The organism is Acinetobacter sp. A22, from assembly GCF_030913345.1.
Classification (GTDB): Bacteria; Pseudomonadota; Gammaproteobacteria; order Pseudomonadales; family Moraxellaceae; genus Acinetobacter; species Acinetobacter junii.
Genome location: NZ_CP133162.1, coordinates 373,318 through 395,929, shown reverse-complemented (window position 1 = coordinate 395,929; position 22,612 = coordinate 373,318). Strand labels below are relative to the sequence as shown.

Here is a 22,612-nt window from a genome sequence, read left to right as displayed (position 1 = left end):
AAAAAACCACATCGTGAGATGTGGCCAAAGGTGTAGCCATGCTTGAACTGTCATGCTGCATTTTTAGAATAAGCGAGAAAACTTAATTTAATATTAAGTCAAAAAATAATTTATTTAGCTTTATTCCGAATGTTGAAAATTCGATTGTTTGAATGAATCATTTTTAAACAACAAGTCATTCAAGGATCTTATATTCACAAGGATTTTACAGTACTGCACCTATATTAAAATTTTGTACTGGTGACAAGCTTATGCGGTACGGCTTAATCTTAGGAGATCAGCTTTCAGAGCAAATTGCCACACTCAAAATGCTTGATAAAGATCAAGATCTCATTTTGATGGCAGAGTTGGTTGAAGAAGCTACCTATGTACAGCACCACCCTCAAAAAATCGCATTTATTTTCAGTGCAATGCGCCATTTTGCAAAATCATTAAAAGCACAAGGTTGGAAGATTCGTTATCAAACATTTGACCGTACACAAGCTGCTCAAGGATTTATTGATTTTATCCAAGCACAATTAGAAAAAAATCCAGCTGATGCATTGATCATCACAGAAAGTGGTGAATTTCGATTACAACAAGCGATTGCAACCACATGGTCTAAGCAACTTCGAATTCCAATACAAATCCTTAATGACGATCGTTTTTTTTCCTCTCCCCAAGCTTTTCGCAACTGGGCTTCAAATACCAAAACCTTACGCATGGAATTTTTCTATCGAAAGCTAAGACAACAAACCGGTTACTTAATGAATGGTAATGAGCCAATCGGTGGGAGATGGAATTATGATACCGAAAATAGACAAGCTTGGAATAAGAATGATCCAATCCCCTCAGCTCTACAATTTGATCGAGACCAAATTGACTTAGATGTCATTGAATTAGTTAAAACAGAATTTAAAGAACATATCGGTCAGATTAATCATTTCAACTGGGCAACGACTCGACAACAAGCCCTAGAAGCACTCCAATATTTTATTGATTATCAATTAATTCATTTTGGCCAATATCAAGATGCAATGGTTAGTGGAAAGGATTATCTCTTTCACAGTCTGCTTTCTCCTTATCTAAATTGTGGCTTACTTTCTCCAAAAGAAGTCTGTGATGCTGCGCAACAAGCATACTTTGATCATCATGTTCCGCTAAACGCTGCTGAAGGTTTCATCCGTCAAATCTTAGGTTGGCGTGAATTTATTCGAGGAATATATTGGTTAAAAATGCCAACTTATCCTGATTTAAATGAGTTACAGGCAGATCGTAACCTTCCTGATTATTTCTGGACAGCTGAAACTAAAATGCTATGTTTGCGTGAAGCTTTAAGAAATTCTTTGGAAAATGCTTATGCCCATCACATACAACGATTAATGGTGATTGGGAACTTTACTTTATTAAATGGTATTTCACCTAAACAAGTGAATGATTGGTATCTCAGTGTTTATGCAGATGCTTTTGAATGGGTGCAGCTACCTAATACTCACGGTATGGTTTTGTTTGCAGATGGTGGTCTCGTGGCTAGTAAACCTTATGCAGCTTCAGGGAACTATATTCATCGTATGTCTAACTACTGTCAGAACTGCCACTACAATGTCAAAACCAAAACTGAACAAGATAGCTGTCCTTTCAATAGCTTATACTGGAATTTCTTAGCCAAACACCGTGTTTTCTTTAGCTCCAATCACAGAATGTCAATGATGTATAAACAATGGGATAAGCTTAGCCAAGATGATCAAAATACAATTTTGACTCATGCGGATGGTCTACAAAAACGTATCGAAGAACTCTAATCATGCATAAGAAACTTCATTTACCTGAAAAAATTTGTGCTTATTGCTTACGCCCTTTCACATGGCGAAAAAAATGGGAAAGAAGCTGGGGTGATGTGAACTTCTGTTCCCAAAAATGTAAACAGCTTGCTAAGCGAAAAGCGAAGTCAGATGTGAACAATCACACCTGACTGAATCGATTATGGTGAAGTATGAGTTGTTTTAATTAAATTACTTAAATCATAACCTTGCTGTTTGGCGGTTTGTAAATAGGATTGATAAGTAGCTTCATCGATTGTTGGAGTTTTTGAAAGTATCCATAAATATTTTGTTGATGGTCCGCCAACTAAAGCAACTTTATAATCTGGATCAACTCTCAATACCCAGTAATCGCCTTTGGTAAATGGTAACCAACGTAATCCTTTTGGCAAAAAGCTCACTTTCAACTGACTTTTTCCCTGATTTTGTGGATAGGCTACGCCCTCTGAACTTTTCATTTCTCCAGAGGCAGTACGACAACTATTAAGTACCGATATTGTATTGTCAGCTTTGATTGCATATTTAGCGCTAGTATCACTTACACATTGACGTTGAAAATACATCGGTAAATGTGCAATTTCATACCATTTACCTACATATTGATTTATATCAATTTTATCAACTGCTTTTGGTGTGTTTGCAAAGGTGGGAAAGCTTAAAGTGCTTAATGAAATAGACAATACAGATAGACTTAATAGCGTTTTTACTTTCATTTTATCCTCTTCATCGAAAACTATACTTTTCAACTATAAGTAGCTCAGCGTGAATAAAATGTGAGTCATCTCTAAAAGTAAGTTTTATTCTTTTTTATATAAAAAGAAAGTTGGAGATGTCACTCCAACTTTCCGATTAAGAAATTAATTTACCTGTTTATCTTTATAGAAAATCGCATAACTTGCATAACAAGCGATGATAAACAAAACACAACATACAAATCCAACTTGCATCGATGGATCAGTCACCATACTAATACATGTAATGACGCAGAATACCCCACCTAAAATAGGAGTTAATGGGAATAACGGCGCAGCAAATTTGAGATCTTTAACGGTGTTACCAGATTTAATCCATTGTCTACGGAAGTTAAATTGAGAGACACAGATCGAAATCCACACTACAACCATAGTGAATGCAGCAACACCTAATAAATTTTTGAAAATTGTTTCAGGTGCAAAGTGCTCAGACAATAAACCAGGTATTGCACCAAACATCGTCACGATAATTGCAATAATCGGTGTACCTGAACGTGTCAATTTTGCGAAAACTTTAGGTAACTGATTTTTAGTCGATAGTGACCACATCATACGTGAAGCAGCAAATAATCCAGAATTCGCAGCAGATAACAATGAAGTGATAATCACAAAACGAATAATATCTTCAGCATATGGAATACCGATGTAATTGAATACAGTTACAAAAGGACTATTACTTACCGAATTTGCATTTAAACCCGCCATGTCATATGGCAATAAGGCACAGATCACGATAATCGTACCAACAAAGAAAATCAGGAGTCGCCAAATCGCGGCATTGATTGCTTTAGGAACCGTTTTAGCAGGTTCTTCTGCTTCACCCGCAGCAACACCAATCAACTCAGTACCTGAGAATGCAAAATTCACAATTAACATGGTCGCAAAAATAGGAAATATTCCATTTGGAAACCAACCGTGCTCTGTTAATTTACTAAATAAAGGCGCTGATTCATGCCCATGATAGGAAATAGCTCCGAAAATAGCGGCTAGCCCCAAACCAATAAAGCAAATGATGGTTAAAACTTTAACCAATGATAACCAAAATTCAGATTCTGCAAATAAACGCGTTGAACTGACATTGAGTGAAAAAATTAATCCTGCAAATAACAGCGTCCATGTCCACATGGAAATGGATGGAAACCACTCCTGCATCAATAATGCTGCCGCAGTAAACTCCGTCCCCAATGTTGCGGTCCAAGTTAACCAATACAACCACGTAATCATGTAACCTGTACCAGGTCCAATATAAGTTCTGGCATATTCACCGAACGAACCTGATACGGGCATATGCACGGCTAACTCGCCTAAGCACAGCATGACCATGTAAGCAATTACGCCCCCAAGGAGATAAGATAAAATTGCTCCAATTGGGCCAGCTTGAGAAATAACATCTCCTGAACCAAGAAACAGTCCTGTTCCAATCGCACCACCTAAAGAAATCATGACCAAATGACGTTTTGTCATTGCACGTTTCAAAGGTTTAGTGACATCTACTTCTGACAACGAAGTATTTAAATGGCTTGATGTGTCTTGTTGCGGCACATATTGCTCACTCAGGAGTTCACCTGAAGGAAATGTTTTTTCATTATTGTTACTCATACACGATCACTCCAACGATATTCTTATGACAACCTGTCCTTGCTGTTTCACTTTCATAACAATCAATATCCAACGGATATCTTTTTTCTGTGTATTTTTCTACTGAACATCCATATTCAAACTCCATATACATCATTTCCTTGAACCGCTTAAAATCTTTCGAATGGCGTTATCTACATTATTTCTTTGAGAATTAGCCCTGCTCTTAATCCTACTTTGACGTTCGGATTTGGAAATAAAATCCAAACTTGCTGATCGCTTGCAATATAATTTCCCGTCTCTTGAGTAGCGATCACATCGCCTTTTTCAAAGGTCGAAAAATTAGGTGCATTCGCATCTAATCGCAGTTGAAAATCCTCACTTTGTTTAACAATTGAATCTACAACCTTGAATTGACGAAGCGATTCTTTTTGTCTTCGAGGTAAAGCTTCACCTGTAATTACGGCACGAAGTACTTGATCAATTGCAGAAAATTCAGCTAAATCATTTTGACCAAATGGCTTTGCTTTACCTAACTCCAAAGTGCTGCTGGCTGCCTGAAAATACTCTGTTGTAAAATGAGTAAAAGTTTTACCAACAGCGTTGTGATACACCAAAGCATCAAGATCAGCAGCGTTGAGGCTATCTATGAGAAAATCATCGTAGGATTGCTTCTGATAAGGGAATAAGGCAAATACAGCTAATAGTGATGTGCGTATAGCCGTATGCAAATCATAATGATAACGTTGAGCATCACTAGGGCTTTGCTGGAAGAACTCTGCGGTAATTTGCTCTAAAAGCTTGGCACGTTTTGTTTCTTCATCAGAATTTAATTGTTGATAAACTCCACAAAACATGCGGTTCATATCATTTTCTAGATAACGTACACCTTTGCGAATAGCTTGAGGATTACCGAAAACAAAAAGGACTCGCTCCGTCAAACGTAAACGAGACGCGAACAGGTCTTGAACCATCTTTGCGAGTAATTCAATCGGTGCCGTTTCATTTCCATGGATACCCGCAGAAAATATGATGGCCTTGTTATAGCTTGTTTTAGGCGTGCATACCAATAACCCTTCACCTAGCCATTGCCAAGTAAATTCAGTTGTTTCACCTTGAGTTTGATTAGGTGCTTGCTGTGTAAGAGTTAATTCGAGTAGATCAACCATATGCCATCATTCCCTTGTTTAACCACCTCAAATCCGATGCCATTGTGAGCATTCGGATTTGAGGAAAATCCATATCAATCTTTTAACTACGATGATTAGCGTTGAAAGTGATAAACAGAACCTAAACCTAAAATTTTGGTTAATTCATCTAGCGCTGTACGACTCTCAATCAACAAACTTGGATCAGCTAAATCATCCTGAGTTAATTCATCACGATAGTGTTGATCAACCCATTGGTTGAGGGTCTTAAACAAACCGTCATTCATAAATAAATTTGGATTAACTGCTGCTAACTCTTTTTCATTGACCGCGACACGTAAGCGCAAACATGCTGGTCCACCGCCATTACGCATACTTTCACGCAGATCAAACACCTTAATCTCATCAATTGGAGTGCCCATCTGAATCATGTCATTCAAATAGCTCCAAACCGCTTTATTTTGACGAGACTCTTCAGGTACAACGATACTCATCCCACCATCTGCTCGTGTCAAAATTTGGCTATTGAATAAATATGTCGCAACAGCATCTTCAACACTCACACGGTTTTCAGGCACTTCGATTGAAATAAATTCTTGCTCAATCCCTGCCATTTTCTGACGAATTTCATTCAAGGCTTGTGTTTGATTCAAAAACGCATGTTGATGATGAAAAAGTACCTGTTGGTTACTTACCGCAATTACATCGTTATGAAATACACCTTGATCAATCACGTCAGGATTCTGTTGAATAAATACCGTCCGTTTTGCATCTAAACGATGTAAACGTGCAATCGCCTCACTCGCTTCACGGGTTTGACGTGCAGGGAATTTCTTCGGCGCAACCGTACCACCGAGCTGTTGCTGTCCGTAAACAAAAACTTGTACGCCAGCTTGCTCGTATCCACCGCCTAGACGGTTATGATTGGCTGCACCCTCATCACCAAATAGTGCTGCGTCAGGTAAGGCTTCATGATGCGCGAAATATACATCATTATCGAACATCGCTTTAAGGATTCGCGTTGTCGTATGATGCTCAATTGAGCGATGGAACTTATTATTTAGATTTGCGGCTGTAAAATGTACACGTCCATCCGCACTATCAGCCGATGGTGACACGGTGCATGAGTTTGCAGTCCACATTGAAGATGCTGAACTGAGTGAAGATAACAAGGCAGGTGCAGTTCGCATTGCCTGTGCAATGACATCAATATCACTACCTGTAAAACCTAAACGGCGTAAGGTCGGAAGATGTGGACGCTCTTGTGGAGCAAACACCCCTTGTTTAAGCCCTAAATCCGCAAGGGCTTTCATCTTCATTAAGCCCTGTTTGGCTGCTAATTTAGGATTGGACGCATTATTACGGTTTTTTGTTGAAGCAACATTACCAAAAGAAAGACCTGCATAATGGTGAGTTGGTCCAACCAAGCCATCAAAATTGATTTCATAACCTGACATTTTTTTCTCCATATCGTCACGGCACGATTTAACTTAGAGCACAATGCCCGGTGATAATTTTGACGGCAGTGTAACGCTATCACTTTCCAGTGAAGCCATCGGCCACGCACTATAATCTGCTGCATAAAACGCACTTGCACGATGATTACCCGATGCACCCACACCACCAAATGGAGCAGCACTCGATGCGCCAGTTAATGGTTTATTCCAGTTCACAATGCCAGCTCGTGCTTCGATCAATACTCGATCAAATAATTCACGATCAGGAGAAACCAAACCTACAGCTAAACCAAAACGTGTGTTGTTGACTATTTTGAGCGCTTCATCAAAATCGTGATAACGATAGATCGTCGTCAAAGGACCAAAGTATTCATCATCTGGGATTGCATTCACTTCACTCACATCTAAAATGCCTGCACTGAGTAATGAACTGTCAGCTTGAGGACGAGTCATTGCTAACAATGGTTTTGCGCCTAGTGCGATCAATTTGCTTTGTGCAGCCATCATCTGATCTGCCGCATGAGATGAAATCACCCCGCCCATAAATGGTTGTGGTTCAGCATCCCAAGCACCGATCACTAAGTTCTTCGCGACTTCAACAAAACGTTGAATGAGTGCATCACCATTAACGCCATGTTTTACAATGATACGGCGTGCACATGTACAACGTTGTCCCGCAGACACGAAAGCGGATTGAATAGCTAGATTCACCACTGCATCAATATCAGTTGCTTCATCAATGATTAAAGCGTTGTTACCCCCCATTTCAAGGGCTAGGATTTTTTCAGGTGCGCCTGCCATTTGTTTATGCAGGTGATAGCCAGTGTTGGCACTTCCCGTAAACAGTAAACCGTCAATTTGTTCAGCAGTAGCTAAAGCCTCTCCTGTCGTACGACCACCTTGCACAAGGTTGAGCACACCATTTGGTAACCCTGCCTGTTGCCACAATTTTGCAGTTTCTTCGGCTGTCCAAGGCGTTAATTCGCTTGGCTTGAACACAACCGTATTACCTGCAATTAATGCAGGAACAATGTGTCCATTAGGTAGATGTCCTGGGAAATTATACGGTCCGAAAACTGCAAGTACCCCATGAGGACGATGACGTAAAGATGCGATGCCATCTGGCATTTCAGTTTCACTAAAACCTGTACGTTGGTGATATGCACGGATTGAAATCGCGATTTTTCCAATCATCGATTGTACTTCTGTGAGTGTTTCCCACAGTGGTTTACTGGTTTCTTGACTGATGACTTGTGCAAGTTGATTTTTATTTTGTTCAAGTAAACTTGCAAAGCGTTCAATAATAGCTAAACGTTGCTCTAAACCTAAGCGTGCCCATGCGGGGAAAGCTGTTCTAGCAGCATTACAAGCTGCCTCAACATCAGCAACACTAGCTTCATGACCAGACCAAATCTGTTGATTGCTCACAGGGTTGGTTTTAATAAAGCTTGTACCCTTTCCCTGTACCCAAGCACCATTAATTAATAATTCACCTTGCGACATTAGTGATTCTCCATTTTATCTAATGCTAAAACTCGTACTTCATCCTGTTCGTTAACTTGGAGAGCCTGAGCTTGTGCAGATGTGATCATTAAGGTATCGCCATCACAGACTTTGTTATTGATCAACAGCACGCAGTAATTTTTGTATTGGTCATTTGCGACCAAATAGTATGTATCAGTCGTTTCGATTTGCTCAGTGATTTTGACTTTCACTGTTCGACTTTCTTTGACCGCTCGCAAATCCGCAGTATTCGCTTCTAAAGTAGGTCCAGCATCAAAGATGTCGACATAACCTTGATATTTAAGTCCTTCTGACATCAAAACTTTTGCTGCAGGCAAGGTATGCGGATGTACTTCTGCAATTACTGCTCTAGCCTCAGCTGGTAATAGATTGACGTAGACAGGAAATCTTGGCATTAGTTCAGCGATAAAGACTTTTTGACCGATACCACTTAAATAATCGGCGGTCGCGAAATCCATATTGAAGAAGTGGTATCCCAACGCATCCCAAAATGGTGAATGACCATTTTGATCTGAGAAACCTCGCATTTCTGCGATTAAGCGATCTTCAAAATACGAGCGAAATGCAGCAATAAATAGAAAACGAACCTTAGAAAGAAACTTACCGTTTTGATTTTTTCGATATTCAGGATCAAGGAATAAGGTACATAACTCGCTACAACCCGTATGATCATTACTCAAAAACAAGGTGTCTAAAGCATTGTAAACATTGAGTGCTTTAGAAGCATGTACCTGTTTCGCCACACGAAAGTTATAGAATGGCTCTTTCAATCCAACCGAAACCTCGATGGCACTTACACCAACGATTGTCTGAGATAAGGTGTCTTCTAGAACAAACAAATAGCTTGCATCACACTGCTCAGTCGTACCTTCTAAAGTTCCTATCGTGCGTGCAATTCGCGCTGCCAAGATTTCTTTATTTTGCGGCAAGGAAGTCAGGCCGATACCTGACTCACCTGCTCGTTGCGCTAAACGATAAATGTCATCTAAGTCCCGATGCGCTGCATGTCTAACAATCATCATGGTTAGATGCTCACTGCAGATTTAGAGACGTGCTAATGCACGAGAAAAACGATTTAAACCTTCATCAATATCTTCTATTGGAATAATCAGTGAAGGCGTAAAGCGCACGACATCTGCACCCGCAACTAGAGCTAATAAACCCTCTTCACCCGCAAGTGTGACGATATTTTTAGCTTTACCTGCATGTTCATCTTTCAGTACACAACCAATCAACAAACCTTGACCACGAATTTCTTTGAATAATCCATACTGCGCATTGATTTTATTTAATGCATCTACGAAATATTGATGGCGTTGTTTCACACCCTCTAAAACTTCAGGCGTATTAATAAACTCAAAAACTGCACCCGCTACTGCGCATGCCAGTGGATTACCACCATAAGTCGTACCGTGATCGCCTACGGCATACATGTTGGCATAATAGTCTGTCGTAATCATCGCACCAATTGGGAAACCACCACCTAATGCTTTAGCAGTCGTTAAGATGTCTGGAGTAATACCTGTATTCATATAGGCATACAAAGAGCCTGTACGACCAACACCTGTTTGTACTTCATCAAAAATTAATACCGCACCATTGGCATCACATAAGGCACGTAGACCTTTTAAAAACTCAAGATCCGCTGGAACTACACCACCCTCACCTTGAATCGGCTCGACAATTACGGCACATGTATTTTCATTAATTACAGCTTTCGCTGCTTCTAAATCATTAAATGCCGTATGTTCAATGCCTTCAGGTAATGGTGCAAAGTCTTGAGAATACTTTGGTTGGCCGCCAGCAGTAACGGTAAATAAGGTACGACCATGGAAGGCATTTTTAAATGCAACGATATGATTTTTGTTTGGATTACCACTGAGCAAACCAATTTTTCGAGCTAATTTCAAAGCAGCTTCATTCGCTTCTGCACCTGAGTTACAGAAAAATACTTTGTCTGCAAATGTGCTATCCACTAATTGTTTGGCAAGGCGTAAAACTGGTTCATTGGTATAACCATTGCCAATATGCCAAAGCTTCTGTGCTTGTTCAGTTAAAGCATTGACTGCAACAGGATGCGCATGACCCAAAGCATTCACCGCAATTCCACCCGCAAAATCAATATATTCTTTATCGTTCTGATCCCAAAGACGAGAACCCTCGCCACGGACTAAAATAAAGTTTGCTGGGGCAAAGACGGGAACCATCCAGTCATTAAAATGACTACGTGTAATAGCGACATCATTCATTTTATATACTCACTTCCTGTTTAATCTTTGGGCTTGTGTCAATACCACAAGCCCGAGGCCGAAGCCTGTTCTATACCCTTTATTAACCAGGGAAAATACCGCGTTCTTTACGTGCTTTTAAGATACGTTCACATGCCAAGATATAAGCAGCAGTCCGCAAACTGCATCCTTTAAGCTCAGCCGTATTCCAAACATCAGCAATTGCCTGAATCATTAACTTATCAAGGCGCTCATTGATTTCATCTTCGCTCCAGAAGTAGCTCGCCATATCTTGAACCCATTCAAAATAACTGACGGTTACACCACCTGCGTTGCAGATAACATCTGGAACAACGGTAATATTGCGTTGAACAAATACATCGTCTGCTTCTGGATATGTCGGACCATTGGCACCTTCAAGCACAATTTTTGCTTTTAGATTTTGTGCACGCTCGACTGTAATTTGTCCTTCCAATGCTGCTGGGATGAGAATGTCCATCTCAACATTCCAGAACTCCTCATCAGCAATCACCGTTGCATCTGCAAAGCCCATTACTCCACCGTGTTCAGTGACATGTTTTTGTAATGCTTTAACATTCATGCCTTCAGCATTAAAAATCGTGCCTGTATGGTCTTGTACACAGACAACTTTTGCACCAGCGTGGCTAAACAAGTAAGCGGCTTCATTACCAACATTACCGAAACCTTGTACAGCAACTTTACTGCCTTCAACCGCTAAACCAATACGTTTCGCGACTTCCAAACCAGTCACGTATACACCACGACCTGTCGCACGTACACGACCCAATGAACCACCTAAATGCACAGGTTTACCAGTGACTACACCCGTAACTGTATGACCTTTGATACTTGAGTACGTGTCCATCATCCAACCCATAATGTTGGCATTGGTACCCACATCTGGTGCTGGAATATCAATTTGAGGACCGATAATTGGACTGATTTCACTGGTAAAGCGACGAGTTAAACGCTCTAACTCACGCGGAGATAACTCTTTTGGATTAACACGGATACCACCTTTCGCACCACCAAATGGGAGATTAAGTACTGCAGTTTTAATGGTCATCCATGCAGATAGCGCCATGACTTCATTTAATTCAACGTCTTGGTGGTAACGAATACCGCCTTTACCTGGACCACGTGATAAATTGTGTTGTACACGGTAACCTTCAAAATGACGGATAGAACCATCATCCATCACGATTGGAACATCAACGATTAATGTACGCTTTGGCGTTTTAAGGGTATTAATAAAATTACTTAAATCAGCATCAAGATAAGGTGCCACTCGATCAATTTGAGTGAGATAAGTTTGCCAAGCACCGCCATGTTGACCCGTATATGATAAAGACATCATCTATTCCTTAATTAATCAGTTTTCCCTGTTATCTATAGATTCCCTTTGATTCAAAAGAGAATCCTTTCACTCCATCGTTCCATGACTACATTAGTGACTTGCGCTGACAACGTTAAAAATGTTTGGAGCTTCTATTAGCACTATTATTAATAATCAAAATGATTCACAAAATTCTTTAAAATAATTAAAATGAGATAATTTTTATCAATTTGCTAATAGAAAACATCAAAATGAATAATGTTGATCATATTATCTTAGGATTGCTTAAAGATAATGCACGGATGTCGATCACGGACTTAGCTGCGAAAGCACGCGTTTCACGTGCCACAGTTCAAAAGAGAATTGAGTACATGGAAAGCACAGGCATCATTACAGGCTATACGGTTCGTTATCGCCCAAATGTTGAAAAAAATATCATTCGTGCATGGATGAATGTCATGGTCGAAGGCACTAAGGCACAAGCAGTGATACGAGAACTCCGCTTAGAATCGGCAGTTGAACGTGTACATACCACCAATGGTAAATGGGATATTTTGGTCGAATTACAGTCCGATAGCTTAGAAAATTTCGACAAAGCATTGGAAAGAATTCGTAATATTTCAGGAATTTACAATAGTGAAACCAGTATTTTATTATCGACTTATAAAACTTAAACTTGATCTAGCTTTGTTTGGTTTTGACTAATCAGTTGAAGTAACCTTTAGAGCAAATCTAATCCAAAATCGTGCTTGTTCCCTCCTTTAAAAAGCGGGAACAAACAAGGACTATTTACTCATTCAAAATGATCATGAACAGTTAAATCTTCTAGCATGCTAAAGTTTGTTTAACCCATTATGCTTAAAGCGTTATCCAATTTTTTTGATGTTTCTAAACTAAATTTAAGCACTGCATTAAAATTATTTTTTTCAGTGGATGTCACAAAGAAAATACTGCCATTTTTAAGCAAGTGCAAAGCCAACAATTTATTTGCAGTCCATAGCAACATCATACGTGGCTCGGACTCTCCGATATAACTTAAAGCAGTTTCTGACTCTACAAACAAACTAGATGCACATGCTGCGGCTTCATCACCCGAGATTTGTCCATGCATCGCCAGAACCAAACCATCAGGGCTAGACAGAGCAGCTCCCGAAAAACCTATACATTGTTCACATTCACGTAAGGTTTTTTCAATAAACACCATTGCTGTTCTTGAAAATTGACCAATCATTTTTTTTCTCTCCTATTCGACCATTCATCAAGTAAATTTTTACTGGATAATTGCTAAAGCTTTATCCATCGCCACATTATTTTGAACATGCTTTACAAGCCAATTTTCCAAGACGCATATGAAATCTCACCACGGTGCCTTGCTCAATTTCCGCCTCACAATAATCACAAACTGTTGCTTCATCTAACTGACATTCTTCATATTTTTCAGTGTCTACTAATAAATCACCGACTTGTTTTAACCAAGCTTGGGATTTGACAATATCGTTTTTAAATTGCAGCTCATAACGTTCAAATTGTTCAATCAAATCAGCCGATAGTTTGTGTTCTAATAAAGTTTGATGCATCAGCAACATACGGTGCTCAAATAACTCATCTGAGATCACCATCCAATGATGTGAGTTTCTTGGTTGCTCACCAAAGAAAGTCGCCTCACCTGTAATTAACTGTTTTAAAAATGCAAATTGTTTTCCAATAATTCGATCTATAGTTACTCTTTCAAAAAATGGAGCAAGTTGCTGATCGGCATATACTTTCTTATAGAATTCGGTCAAAATTTTTCTGACTGTATGATCCCCGCCCAACGCTTCCCATAAGGCTGGATTGATCGCTACATCGTTTTCGATTATGACTTGAGGTGCGCTAATTGGGCCTTTCAGGTAGAACTCATTTCCTAACTGATCCAAGCCTTGCTCTTTAACCCACTCCATATCCTTTTTAGCAATTTCAATGCTCAGTGATGTTTCTTGCTCAGGATCACTCACTAATTTTGCTAAAATTGAATGCTGTTTTGAGATGTCAGTTAGATAAACATGCTGACCTTTTTGATAAGTCAGTTCTCTATAAGACTCTGCTTGAATCAGACTATGATCTGCTTGTGAAATTGATGACAAAACCATACATTGCGTTATGCTGTCTTCGTCTGACTTCGCAACTAATTTCATATCCGTTGTTGGAACACACTGACACGCGAGTAAATAGTTTTGCCCTTGATGCGTGGTGGGTAGCCTACGACTTGCCTGTTCAGGAATGTCACCAGAAATACATTTCAACATGCAACGATGGCATACACCGCTTTTACATGAAAAATCGATTTCTATACCTGAACGCTGAAAGCATGCTAAAACCGTTTCGTCAGCTTTACTTTCAATCGTATATCCTGCAAATTCAAGATGCGGCATCACGCTCACCTTTTTGAAAATTCATCATGAAGTTCATCGTTGTTTTAAGCAAAGTTAGACTTTGCTTAAAACATACGCATCGACTGAATTATGCGTGGAACGCGCGTTCAATCGTTGGTAAAGCAATACGAGCCTTAGTCAACACCATGCCTAAGTTCGCACCTTTACGGCAAACAAAACATACGATCTCGTTTTGATCTTTGGTACGAATAAATACGTGGATCAAATTTTCACTATTCACGATAATTTCTTGGAAGTAGTGATAATTATCTTCATCCATCAAACCACGTGATTTTTTAAAGATTTTCTCAATTGCGACAACATTCGGCCCCTGAAAAAGATCAGCTGTAGCGGCAGCTAAAAAATCAAACACTTCCGAAGGATGTGAATCAACCGTTTTAATACTTAAAATCATTCCTGAATTTAAATCTACAAAACCAGCTGCGAGACAGTCTGGTACGCTGGTCATTGCACGTTGTAAAGCATCATCTAACATCTTATTTTCCCCTTGTATGGCGAGTTACACCTTGCTAACCAACACATTAGAATCAATGTGTTTTTCTAAAAAAATTGAAAAATCATACAAAAAATCAATCTGTTGCTCAGATTGAATCATCAAGTAATTCAGAGAACGTATATATTCGATTGCCTCAAGTGCGGTCTTTTGAAGCCTTGCTTTCCATAAAAAGTAAACAGCCAACATGGTTCCTGTTCGCCCCAAACCCGCTTTACAGTGCAACGCAATGGATTTGCGATGAGATATTTTTTGGTCAATACATAGACAAAACTGATAAGCATCCTGCAAAGATGGAACAGACATATCGTCAATCGGGAAATGTGAAACTGTTATGCCAAATTCAGCGGCTAGATCAGGGTTAAAACTTTCCTCGGTTAGTGATACCAAATCAGTAATTCCAACATCCTGTAAATACTTCAAATCAAGTGCCGTCTCTCGAACTACTCCAGGACACGGACAACCAGCAAGCCGTCCGCGAATTAGCCAAACAAACCCCAAAGGGCCTCTAGCTTGGTTTTTTGCATCCGCTTCGTGTTCTAAAAAATCAACGTGTTGCAGATTGGTGTCTGTATCTTCACGACTTTGGATTTTCTGCGAGCAGTCTAAAATTGGTTCATTTGATATTTGATCAACGTCTACTAAAGGTTTAGCTAAACTCAAATGTTTTGAAGTCGCTACTTGGAGATTCATCAACGATTGCTCTTGTCGATCTAACTCTTCAGCAGAAAGCTCCGCACAGGACCCGGTTCTCAGAAATTGTTTCGTCATCTCGTGTTGAGGATGTTCAAAAAAAGCTTCTGCTGAGCTAATTTCTTGTATGCAACCATTTGCTAATAAACCAACGTAATTGGCTAATTTTTTAGATCGCTGAATATGGTGAGATACAATCAGAATCGGGATTTTTTTGGCAATTTTTCGGATTAAATCATGCACAAAAATCGCATCGGAATCAGATAACCCCACCGTTGGTTCATCAATCATCAACAGTGCTGGCTCTGACAACAAGGTATATAAAATTGCTAAATTCTTTGCTTCATGGCGTTCTAAAGTTGCCGTCGATTGGTGAAGCTTTGCCAGAATCCAAGTTTGATCATACTGATCGCATAACTGCTGGATTAGACTGAGTTGTTGTTGTAAATCTAGGCTCGAACGATTAGGTAAATGTGAAAGAATATTTTCTTTAACAGTCTGTGTAATATGAATTAATTTTTGCTGAACTAAGGCAGGTTTTTTATCAGACTCAAATAATGAATAGCCATTAAAAGTGATCTCACCACTGAACTTGAGTTGAGGATTTCCTTGATTCAGACCCGCAAGTGTACGCAGTAAAGTCGATTTACCTGTTCCGGAAGGTCCCATTAAAATAGTAATCCCTTGGCTTAAAACCTTTAAATTTAAAGATCTTAAAATTTTCTTCCCTGAGATTTCTAAATTAAAATTTTTTATCGAAAGTGTTGAATCCTCATCCACTTATCAACCCCAATAACCATCAAAAAGCAAATGCAAAAAATAAAAACAATTAAGATACAATTTATAACATAAATAACATAATTTATCACGGTAATAATTAGTCTAATTTTCAAAACATTTTTTCTCAATTTTATTCTTTGATTCGACCCCGCTCTTCATAGTAAATTTTTTCTCCCAAATAACAATATGATGTATTTTCAATCAAATTCTTTGTTTTATTTCAATTTAAGTAAATGACTTGATTGCTGTAGCGAGTTTATTGTCCGTTGGATTAATTGAAATGCAAGAATCTATTAATCGATCAAATTACATAGAAATTAACGTTCAAATCCATAATATTTGTGCTATGATGCTCGTTCATATATGGGGGTGTTATTGGCTTCGACGCTGGTGATGAAGCTCATAGATGCATGCCGAGAGCGCATTTTCTCTCGTAAATAAAATTTGCATTTAAATAGTCGCAAACGACGAAACTTACGCTCTAGCTGCCTAAGGGCAGCTTGTCCGCTTCCTAGAATACTTGTGGTTTAGGAACCCGACCGAAGCGCACGCACACAAGTCCGTATAGAGCCAAGCCTCGGGGCTTTATACCAAACTTAGAGGATCGCACCTTGTACCCTGTTCGTCGGGTCACATGGTGTTAAAACAATAGACGATATCTAAGCATGTAGTATTCTCGAGTGTAGTGCTGGCGGACGCGGGTTCAACTCCCGCCACCTCCACCAAATTCTTAAATTTGTATGTCGTAACATTACGGTATATGAGTAAATAAAGCTTAAATCTTAATGGTTTAGGCTTTTTTTATGCCTATTTATGCCGTTATATGAACTTTCTTATAGCTTGCTGCTGTGTATGGTAGCGTGTATATTATGAGTTAGAAAAAAGCCACCATACAAGAAACTCATGAAAAAAGCTGATGTAAAGAAGTTCCCTATGAAAGACACTACACTCAGTGCATTAGAGCCTGAGTCGAAAGAGTATCGAATCAATGATGGTGAAAATTTACATTTTGTGGTTACTGCTAAGGGCAATAAGCGTTGGGAATTAAGATATAAAAAACCAAGTACAGGTAAATGGTCATGGCTAGGGCTTGGCACTTATCCCGAGGTTGGTGGAAAATGGGCAAGACAGAAAGCGAACGAAGCAAGAAAGCTACTTTCTCAAGGTATAGACCCAGTATTACAAAAAGCAGAAGAGAGACAAGCTGAAATAGAGCAAACGTCATGCACTCTACAACAGCTTGCAGAGGATTACTACACAACGAAAACATGGACAGCTGCAACCAAAACAAGAAACATTGGCGCACTGAATAACCATGTATTCCCCATCATGGGCAAGCGTGATTATCGAAAAATCACCAAACAGGAATGGCATTCATTATTTCAAGATATTCAGAACAAGCTCAATCCTCGTACAGGCGAACCTATTATTGAGATGGGGCAACGTGTTAGAGCATTGATTAGAGAAATATATGACTATGCGGAAGTGATGGGTAAAATAGAATCTAATCCTATTGCAAACCTACATAAATACTTAAAGAAGCATGAAAGCAATAGCATGAAGCATGTTGATGAAGATGCTTTACCATCGTTATTAAGAGCAATTAACCTCTATCCAACCACTGACACATGCATTGCGCTTAAATTACTAACAATGTTATTTTGTAGACCAACTGAGCTACGTGAAGCTAGATGGGAAGAGTTTGACTTAGATAAAGGTACATGGTTAATTCCTGCAACGAGAATGAAGACTAAAAAAGAACATAAAGTCCCTTTGCCAAAACAGGCGATTGAGTTATTGAAAGAATTACAACAATTAAACGCTCATTCATCTTTTCTGATGCCTAGTCGAAGCAATAAAAATAAAACAAAATCAAATACAGTTTTTATTATGGCACTCAGAAGAATAGGCTATGGTGAAATACAAAATCCTCATGGGTTTCGTCACATTGCGAGTACAATTCTCAATAACCAATTCAGCGACAAGTCACAAGTTGTGGAAGCGTGTTTAGCACACAGTAAAAAAGGCGTGAAAGCTGCTTATGATAAAGCTACTCACTATGAAGAGCGCAAAATTATGATGCAATGGTATGCTGATCATTTAGAGCGATTGGCAGATAATACAGTGCTACAATTTAAAAGCGCATAGGATATTTTAATATTATAAAACTTGAACAAACAGGGAGTGTCTAGCTTGTTAAGCACTCCATCTAACAATACTGCAAAGTTAAACAAACTCCCCTCCCACCCCAAGAAACTATGAAATAGTATTTTTGTGGATACTTTTCTCATTTGATAAGGTTTTAACAATAGAATTAAATGATCAAAAAACAATCAAATAGCAATAAAAATTATTGCATTCTGAGTTAAATGTATCGTATTATAGAAAATTAATGTGTTATGTTAATACAACATAGCGGAACGATTGTATAAGTTATACAAGCAAAACCGAAACCTAACCTATTAAGGTAAATGAAAACTTAAAGTCTTGACTCTCTACATCTAGTTTAAAAATGGACTATCGATGTTTGAGGGTTTTTTGCGTTCTAAATTTTATGTGAGGAAAATATATGGTATTGAATAATGTTTTAAATCAACAAATTAACAATGAAGAGGTGCTGGAAGCTAAACATATATTTGCTATTGATTACTTAAAAGTAAAAGTAGAAATAACAAATAATCCACTAGAATTATCTCAAAATATGGTTATCCCCCTAACCAAGTTTGATGGTGAATTTCAGCCATTACAAGAATCTTATAGCAAGCAATGGGTATGTGGTTCTTATAACGATCATATTCAAATTAAAGCAATTAACAAAAATGAGATATTAATTCACGGTAATTTGTTTAAGTGGTTGAATGGTCAAAATGTTACAGGTACAACTGACTTGATTCAGTTAGTCCTCGATACTGTGAATAGACTCAGTCAAATATTCAATACAATCACTCCAGATACAATCACTCCAACTGATACCGAGATTGAGAATATTAAATTAGGTTTATTCCGCATCTATCGAATTGACGTGAATAAAGCATTATTGTTTGATGATAAGCAAAAAGCTCAACAATATTTAAGTTCAATCAAAGAGCATGGAACTTATCCACGGCGTGATAGAGAAGTCGAAAAGAATGGTATCTACTTTGGTAAAGGTAGTAAGCGGACTACATTGCTTTACTATTTTAAAGGTCAAGAAATTCGCTCTCATAACAAGCAACAGACAACGCTTACAACTGAGTTGAGAGAATATGCTGATCGTATGATTAGATGTGAAGTACGTTTATTTAATCAGCAGTTAAGAGATAGCGAGCTACATTATGGTTATTGTTGGAATGAAGAGTTAGTTAAGCATTTAGTTGAGGATGCCCATAGCAAACTGAATCTACCCGAACCTGTGTCAGAAATAGAGTTACCTGCTAAGTATATTCGATTCTTAGCGACACAGAAGCAAGGTGCATTACATATAGGTTATACAGCATCTACTACAGCTCGTTATAAGCGTGATTTAGCTAGAGATTATGGTTTGATGGTATGACTTGTTATGGGGTTAATACAGCGATTTAATGTGAATTGAGGGGGGAATAAAAAGATGCAGAAGTTACGCTTAACAATGAATGAAGTTTGTCACTTTTTATCAGTACAACGTGATAAATTAAATAAGATGGTTAAGGATGATCCTACTTTTCCAAGACCAATCAAAGAAGGTTCGACTAGACAATCCGCCGTGTATTTTGATCATAATGAGTTGATTGAATGGTGGGAAGTCAAAAAGCAGACTCGTTATAGTTAGTCACTACATTCTAAAGAGGGTAATCAATATAATTACCCTCTATTTATGTTCAGTGCAAAAATATTTACTAGATAGGATTGAGATGTATGGAGATTGAGCAGCAAATAAGAAATACGATTATACAGGGGGTTTTAACTTATGATGAGAATATATTTGTAGTTGAAGACTTAGATGGTAATTTACAACCTGATTTAGATTGTTATGTAAGAGTTGATGTAAGTTTGTCTGAGGCAACGGGGAGTTATGCGAATAGTGTTCTGGATCAAGGACAGTTTACTATAGGTGATAAAGGTGTATATGCACGTATAAAGATTGATAAAGTTTTTATAAATAAAAATGATGATGCTGAGACTTCAAATAAACTTTTTTGGATCGCTATTAGATTTAAAACAAAGATAAGATTAGAATTATTAAATTTATTGAATAAGATAAAAGAAAATATAGAGCAACAGTATAATATTAATTATTATGGAGTTTCATTACAACCAAAGACTACACAAAATAAAAAGTTTTGTGATTTATTTTTAGCTCTCTCTCTGAAGGAAATGCAAGATGGACTTTAATAACATACGATTAAATGATGAGCAAAAAATGGCTACCGAGTCCACAAGTATGAATACCATTGTAATTGCAGGAGCAGGTACAGGGAAAACCTCTACAATCATTGGTAGGGTTAATTATCTATTAGAGCATGATGTAAATCCTGAAAGTATTCTAATTCTATCATTTACAAAAAAATCTGCAAAAGAAATACAAGGGCGAATTGGTAATAAAAAAATTCATGCTACAACTTTCCATGGTTGGAGTCTTTCGCTGTTAAAGTCATTTGATCATTCTAAAATATCGATATTAGATAGAGATGATCAATTAGATTTAATGGCAATTGCTAGAGGGAAAAGGGATAAGCAGTTTCCGAAAAAAGATATTTTAGTAAAAATTTATTCATATTGTCGTAATACGAATATGAAGCTTCAAGATTATTTAAATGAATTTTATTTAAAGCTTTCTCCATTGTTTGATGAAATTTTAGTTGTTTTTAAAAGTTATGAAGCTTTGAAAAAAGAAAGAAGATATTTAGATTATGATGATTTATTAAACGTTGCAGCCAAAATTATGTCTTTTCCAAAGTATAGGGAGATAGTTTTGGATAAAATAAAATATATTCTGATAGATGAGATGCAAGATACTAATTTTACTCAATGGGAAATAATTAAACCTTTATTGAATAAAGTAAATCTTTATTGTGTTGGTGATGATGCTCAGTCTATTTATGCATTTAGAGGTTCAAATTATAAGTTTGTTAATGAATTTGTAGATATTGTTCCAAATTCTAAATCATATTTTTTGACTCAAAATTATAGATCAACAGATCAAATTTTGGATGTTTCTAATTGGATTTTACAAGAAAGTAATATTAATTATAATAAAAAATTAAAGTCGGGAAGAAATGGTAATTTACCAGAACTACATATAGTTGAATCCGAATCACAGGAAGCAGAATTTATTGTTGATAAGATAATAGAGTCAAAAGAAAATGGTGAGTCTTATCGTGATAATATGATTTTGACTAGGTCTGCTTATGCCTCTAGACATATTGAAGCTATGCTAATACAAAAGAAAATTCCATATAATTTGTATGGTGGGTATAGTTTTACAAATGCATCACACATAAAAGATATATTGTCATTGTTAAAAATATTATCAAACGATAGAGATACTATAGCATGGTTAAGATATTTAACACTATTTCCTAATATAGGAGAGAGGGGGGCAATTACCTTTATTGAAAATTTCATTATGAAAGAAGAGAATCTTTCTAATTTAGATGTGGATGAAAAATTTAAAGAACCCATAAAAATTTATAATAAATTAATGAATCATGATTTAGAATTCATTATTGAAAATGCAAAAAAATTATTAAGCCCATTTTTAAGTACTAAATGGAAAAATGAGTGGGAAGCAAGATCAAAAGATATTGAATTATTATCGATTCTTATAACAAAAGATATGACTTTAAATGATTTGTTAGAGTCTGTAATTTTTAACGAAATTGGAGAGGGAACGAAAGGTTTGAGCCCTGATGATTTTGTTATTCTTTCTACTATTCATAGTGCAAAAGGATTAGAAGCAAAAAATTGTTTTATTTTTGGTGCTAATCCAGGAAATTATCCATCAATATATTGCAGAAGCAAAGAGGAAATAGAGGAAGAAAGAAGGGTTTTGTATGTTGCATTAACTCGAGCTAAAGAAAATCTGTATATAACGAAATTGTTGAATAAAATGAATGAATATAGTGGAGAGTATTTTTTTAAAAATATACCGTCGGAGTTATTTGAAATTGTAAATCATGTGAAAGAAGAACCTTTAATAGATACTTCGGAATATTTAAGTGATGATTTAATATTTTTAGGTGGAATTGAGTAATTAGTTATAGTGATTTGTATGGTATTTTGTATGGTATTTTAATATGTTAAAATTAAATTCATAAATTACAGTTATTTAATTAAATAGTTCAATTGACGCCACCCCAAATACCTTTAATAAAAAAGCCACTTACATAAGTGGCTTTTTTATTGACAAGATT

The 22,612-nt window shown here is 37.4% G+C and carries 20 protein-coding genes and 1 other RNA gene; 9 read left to right on the top strand and 12 right to left on the bottom strand.

The features are described from left to right. Window positions 1-251 precede the first annotated feature (251 nt). Complete coding sequence (locus tag Q9Q86_RS01930; RefSeq protein ID WP_112986385.1) at window positions 252-1,781, top strand: cryptochrome/photolyase family protein; 1,530 nt, start codon at window positions 252-254, stop codon at window positions 1,779-1,781. Window positions 1,782-1,783: 2 nt separating this feature from the next. Beyond that, a complete protein-coding gene (locus Q9Q86_RS17450; protein WP_005403050.1) occupies window positions 1,784-1,951 on the top strand; it encodes a DUF2256 domain-containing protein in 168 nt (55 codons plus the stop codon). A gap of 9 nt (window positions 1,952-1,960) precedes the next feature. Here Q9Q86_RS17450 and Q9Q86_RS01925 read toward each other — a convergent pair whose 3' ends face one another. The 8 genes from Q9Q86_RS01925 to Q9Q86_RS01890 all read right to left on the bottom strand — a co-directional run bounded on the left by Q9Q86_RS01925 (window position 1,961) and on the right by Q9Q86_RS01890 (window position 11,864). Next, a complete protein-coding gene (locus Q9Q86_RS01925; RefSeq protein WP_004952799.1) occupies window positions 1,961-2,512 on the bottom strand; it encodes a lipocalin family protein in 552 nt (183 codons plus the stop codon). Between the two features lie 144 nt (window positions 2,513-2,656). Next, complete coding sequence (locus Q9Q86_RS01920) at window positions 2,657-4,150, bottom strand: amino acid permease (protein WP_112986384.1); 1,494 nt, start codon at window positions 4,148-4,150, stop codon at window positions 2,657-2,659. A gap of 173 nt (window positions 4,151-4,323) precedes the next feature. Continuing rightward, window positions 4,324-5,298, bottom strand: a complete 975-nt coding sequence (gene astE / locus Q9Q86_RS01915; protein WP_112986383.1) for a succinylglutamate desuccinylase — start codon at window positions 5,296-5,298, stop codon at window positions 4,324-4,326. Between the two features lie 95 nt (window positions 5,299-5,393). Continuing rightward, entirely contained in the window at window positions 5,394-6,734 is a 1,341-nt protein-coding gene (gene astB, locus Q9Q86_RS01910) for an N-succinylarginine dihydrolase (protein ID WP_112986382.1), read from the bottom strand. 33 nt (window positions 6,735-6,767) lie between these two features. Next, on the bottom strand, window positions 6,768-8,237 hold the full coding sequence (astD, locus tag Q9Q86_RS01905) for a succinylglutamate-semialdehyde dehydrogenase (RefSeq protein ID WP_112986381.1): 1,470 nt from the start codon (window positions 8,235-8,237) through the stop codon (window positions 6,768-6,770). After that, on the bottom strand, window positions 8,237-9,280 hold the full coding sequence (gene astA / locus Q9Q86_RS01900; protein ID WP_112986380.1) for an arginine N-succinyltransferase: 1,044 nt from the start codon (window positions 9,278-9,280) through the stop codon (window positions 8,237-8,239). The genes astD and astA overlap by 1 nt, the downstream gene beginning before the upstream one ends. A 21-nt stretch (window positions 9,281-9,301) precedes the next feature. Beyond that, window positions 9,302-10,507: an aspartate aminotransferase family protein gene (locus Q9Q86_RS01895; protein WP_112986379.1), complete on the bottom strand. Its 1,206-nt coding sequence runs from the start codon at window positions 10,505-10,507 to the stop codon at window positions 9,302-9,304. 82 nt (window positions 10,508-10,589) lie between these two features. Then, window positions 10,590-11,864, bottom strand: coding sequence for a Glu/Leu/Phe/Val dehydrogenase (locus Q9Q86_RS01890; RefSeq protein ID WP_099948256.1), 1,275 nt, complete (start codon window positions 11,862-11,864; stop codon window positions 10,590-10,592). 230 nt (window positions 11,865-12,094) lie between these two features. Here Q9Q86_RS01890 and Q9Q86_RS01885 point away from each other — a divergent pair, with 230 nt between their 5' ends. Beyond that, entirely contained in the window at window positions 12,095-12,517 is a 423-nt protein-coding gene (locus tag Q9Q86_RS01885) for an Lrp/AsnC family transcriptional regulator (protein WP_004913839.1), read from the top strand. A gap of 170 nt (window positions 12,518-12,687) precedes the next feature. On the opposite strand, the gene Q9Q86_RS01880 is transcribed toward Q9Q86_RS01885, so the two are convergent. From Q9Q86_RS01880 to Q9Q86_RS01865, 4 genes are all read right to left on the bottom strand, one after another. Further along, complete coding sequence (locus tag Q9Q86_RS01880) at window positions 12,688-13,074, bottom strand: roadblock/LC7 domain-containing protein (protein ID WP_004913841.1); 387 nt, start codon at window positions 13,072-13,074, stop codon at window positions 12,688-12,690. 76 nt (window positions 13,075-13,150) lie between these two features. Beyond that, entirely contained in the window at window positions 13,151-14,254 is a 1,104-nt protein-coding gene (locus Q9Q86_RS01875; RefSeq protein ID WP_112986378.1) for a 2Fe-2S iron-sulfur cluster-binding protein, read from the bottom strand. An 88-nt stretch (window positions 14,255-14,342) separates the two neighbouring features. Then, on the bottom strand, window positions 14,343-14,750 hold the full coding sequence (locus Q9Q86_RS01870) for a hypothetical protein (RefSeq protein ID WP_004913846.1): 408 nt from the start codon (window positions 14,748-14,750) through the stop codon (window positions 14,343-14,345). A 24-nt stretch (window positions 14,751-14,774) separates the two neighbouring features. Continuing rightward, a complete protein-coding gene (locus tag Q9Q86_RS01865) occupies window positions 14,775-16,130 on the bottom strand; it encodes an ATP-binding cassette domain-containing protein (RefSeq protein WP_235655793.1) in 1,356 nt (451 codons plus the stop codon). 476 nt (window positions 16,131-16,606) lie between these two features. On the opposite strand from Q9Q86_RS01865, the gene ssrA reads away from it, so the two are divergent. The 6 genes from ssrA to Q9Q86_RS01835 all read left to right on the top strand — a co-directional run bounded on the left by ssrA (window position 16,607) and on the right by Q9Q86_RS01835 (window position 22,452). Further along, window positions 16,607-16,966, top strand: a transfer-messenger RNA (tmRNA) gene (ssrA, locus tag Q9Q86_RS01860). A gap of 178 nt (window positions 16,967-17,144) precedes the next feature. Further along, complete coding sequence (locus tag Q9Q86_RS01855) at window positions 17,145-18,389, top strand: tyrosine-type recombinase/integrase (RefSeq protein WP_112986376.1); 1,245 nt, start codon at window positions 17,145-17,147, stop codon at window positions 18,387-18,389. 421 nt (window positions 18,390-18,810) lie between these two features. Continuing rightward, window positions 18,811-19,773, top strand: coding sequence for a phage/plasmid replication protein, II/X family (locus Q9Q86_RS01850; protein WP_227540277.1), 963 nt, complete (start codon window positions 18,811-18,813; stop codon window positions 19,771-19,773). A 54-nt stretch (window positions 19,774-19,827) separates the two neighbouring features. Beyond that, window positions 19,828-20,028 carry an AlpA family transcriptional regulator gene (locus Q9Q86_RS01845; RefSeq protein WP_018676911.1) on the top strand — a complete coding sequence of 67 codons (201 nt, stop codon included), beginning with the start codon at window positions 19,828-19,830 and terminating at the stop codon, window positions 20,026-20,028. Between the two features lie 86 nt (window positions 20,029-20,114). Further along, complete coding sequence (locus tag Q9Q86_RS01840) at window positions 20,115-20,591, top strand: hypothetical protein (RefSeq protein ID WP_112986375.1); 477 nt, start codon at window positions 20,115-20,117, stop codon at window positions 20,589-20,591. Beyond that, window positions 20,581-22,452, top strand: a complete 1,872-nt coding sequence (locus Q9Q86_RS01835) for an ATP-dependent helicase (RefSeq protein WP_112986374.1) — start codon at window positions 20,581-20,583, stop codon at window positions 22,450-22,452. The genes Q9Q86_RS01840 and Q9Q86_RS01835 overlap by 11 nt, the downstream gene beginning before the upstream one ends. The last annotated feature ends 160 nt before the right edge of the window (window positions 22,453-22,612 follow it).

Bases quoted from the DNA above. Each gene is read 5' to 3' on its own strand.
- Q9Q86_RS01865 (WP_235655793.1), bottom strand. From the start codon at position 16,130: ATGGGACCTTCCGGAACAGGTAAATCGACTTTACTGCGTACACTTGCG.
- Q9Q86_RS01925 (WP_004952799.1), bottom strand. From the start codon at position 2,512: ATGAAAGTAAAAACGCTATTAAGTCTATCTGTATTGTCTATTTCATTA.
- Q9Q86_RS01930 (WP_112986385.1), top strand. From the start codon at position 252: ATGCGGTACGGCTTAATCTTAGGAGATCAGCTTTCAGAGCAAATTGCC.
- astD (WP_112986381.1), bottom strand. From the start codon at position 8,237: ATGTCGCAAGGTGAATTATTAATTAATGGTGCTTGGGTACAGGGAAAG.
- astB (WP_112986382.1), bottom strand. From the start codon at position 6,734: ATGTCAGGTTATGAAATCAATTTTGATGGCTTGGTTGGACCAACTCAC.
- Q9Q86_RS01890 (WP_099948256.1), bottom strand. From the start codon at position 11,864: ATGATGTCTTTATCATATACGGGTCAACATGGCGGTGCTTGGCAAACT.
- Q9Q86_RS01845 (WP_018676911.1), top strand. From the start codon at position 19,828: ATGCAGAAGTTACGCTTAACAATGAATGAAGTTTGTCACTTTTTATCA.
- Q9Q86_RS17450 (WP_005403050.1), top strand. From the start codon at position 1,784: ATGCATAAGAAACTTCATTTACCTGAAAAAATTTGTGCTTATTGCTTA.
- Q9Q86_RS01855 (WP_112986376.1), top strand. From the start codon at position 17,145: ATGAAAAAAGCTGATGTAAAGAAGTTCCCTATGAAAGACACTACACTC.
- Q9Q86_RS01850 (WP_227540277.1), top strand. From the start codon at position 18,811: ATGGTATTGAATAATGTTTTAAATCAACAAATTAACAATGAAGAGGTG.
- Q9Q86_RS01885 (WP_004913839.1), top strand. From the start codon at position 12,095: ATGAATAATGTTGATCATATTATCTTAGGATTGCTTAAAGATAATGCA.
- Q9Q86_RS01880 (WP_004913841.1), bottom strand. From the start codon at position 13,074: ATGATTGGTCAATTTTCAAGAACAGCAATGGTGTTTATTGAAAAAACC.
- Q9Q86_RS01875 (WP_112986378.1), bottom strand. From the start codon at position 14,254: ATGCCGCATCTTGAATTTGCAGGATATACGATTGAAAGTAAAGCTGAC.
- Q9Q86_RS01840 (WP_112986375.1), top strand. From the start codon at position 20,115: ATGGAGATTGAGCAGCAAATAAGAAATACGATTATACAGGGGGTTTTA.
- astE (WP_112986383.1), bottom strand. From the start codon at position 5,298: ATGGTTGATCTACTCGAATTAACTCTTACACAGCAAGCACCTAATCAA.
- astA (WP_112986380.1), bottom strand. From the start codon at position 9,280: ATGATGATTGTTAGACATGCAGCGCATCGGGACTTAGATGACATTTAT.
- Q9Q86_RS01870 (WP_004913846.1), bottom strand. From the start codon at position 14,750: ATGTTAGATGATGCTTTACAACGTGCAATGACCAGCGTACCAGACTGT.
- Q9Q86_RS01895 (WP_112986379.1), bottom strand. From the start codon at position 10,507: ATGAATGATGTCGCTATTACACGTAGTCATTTTAATGACTGGATGGTT.
- Q9Q86_RS01835 (WP_112986374.1), top strand. From the start codon at position 20,581: ATGGACTTTAATAACATACGATTAAATGATGAGCAAAAAATGGCTACC.
- Q9Q86_RS01920 (WP_112986384.1), bottom strand. From the start codon at position 4,150: ATGAGTAACAATAATGAAAAAACATTTCCTTCAGGTGAACTCCTGAGT.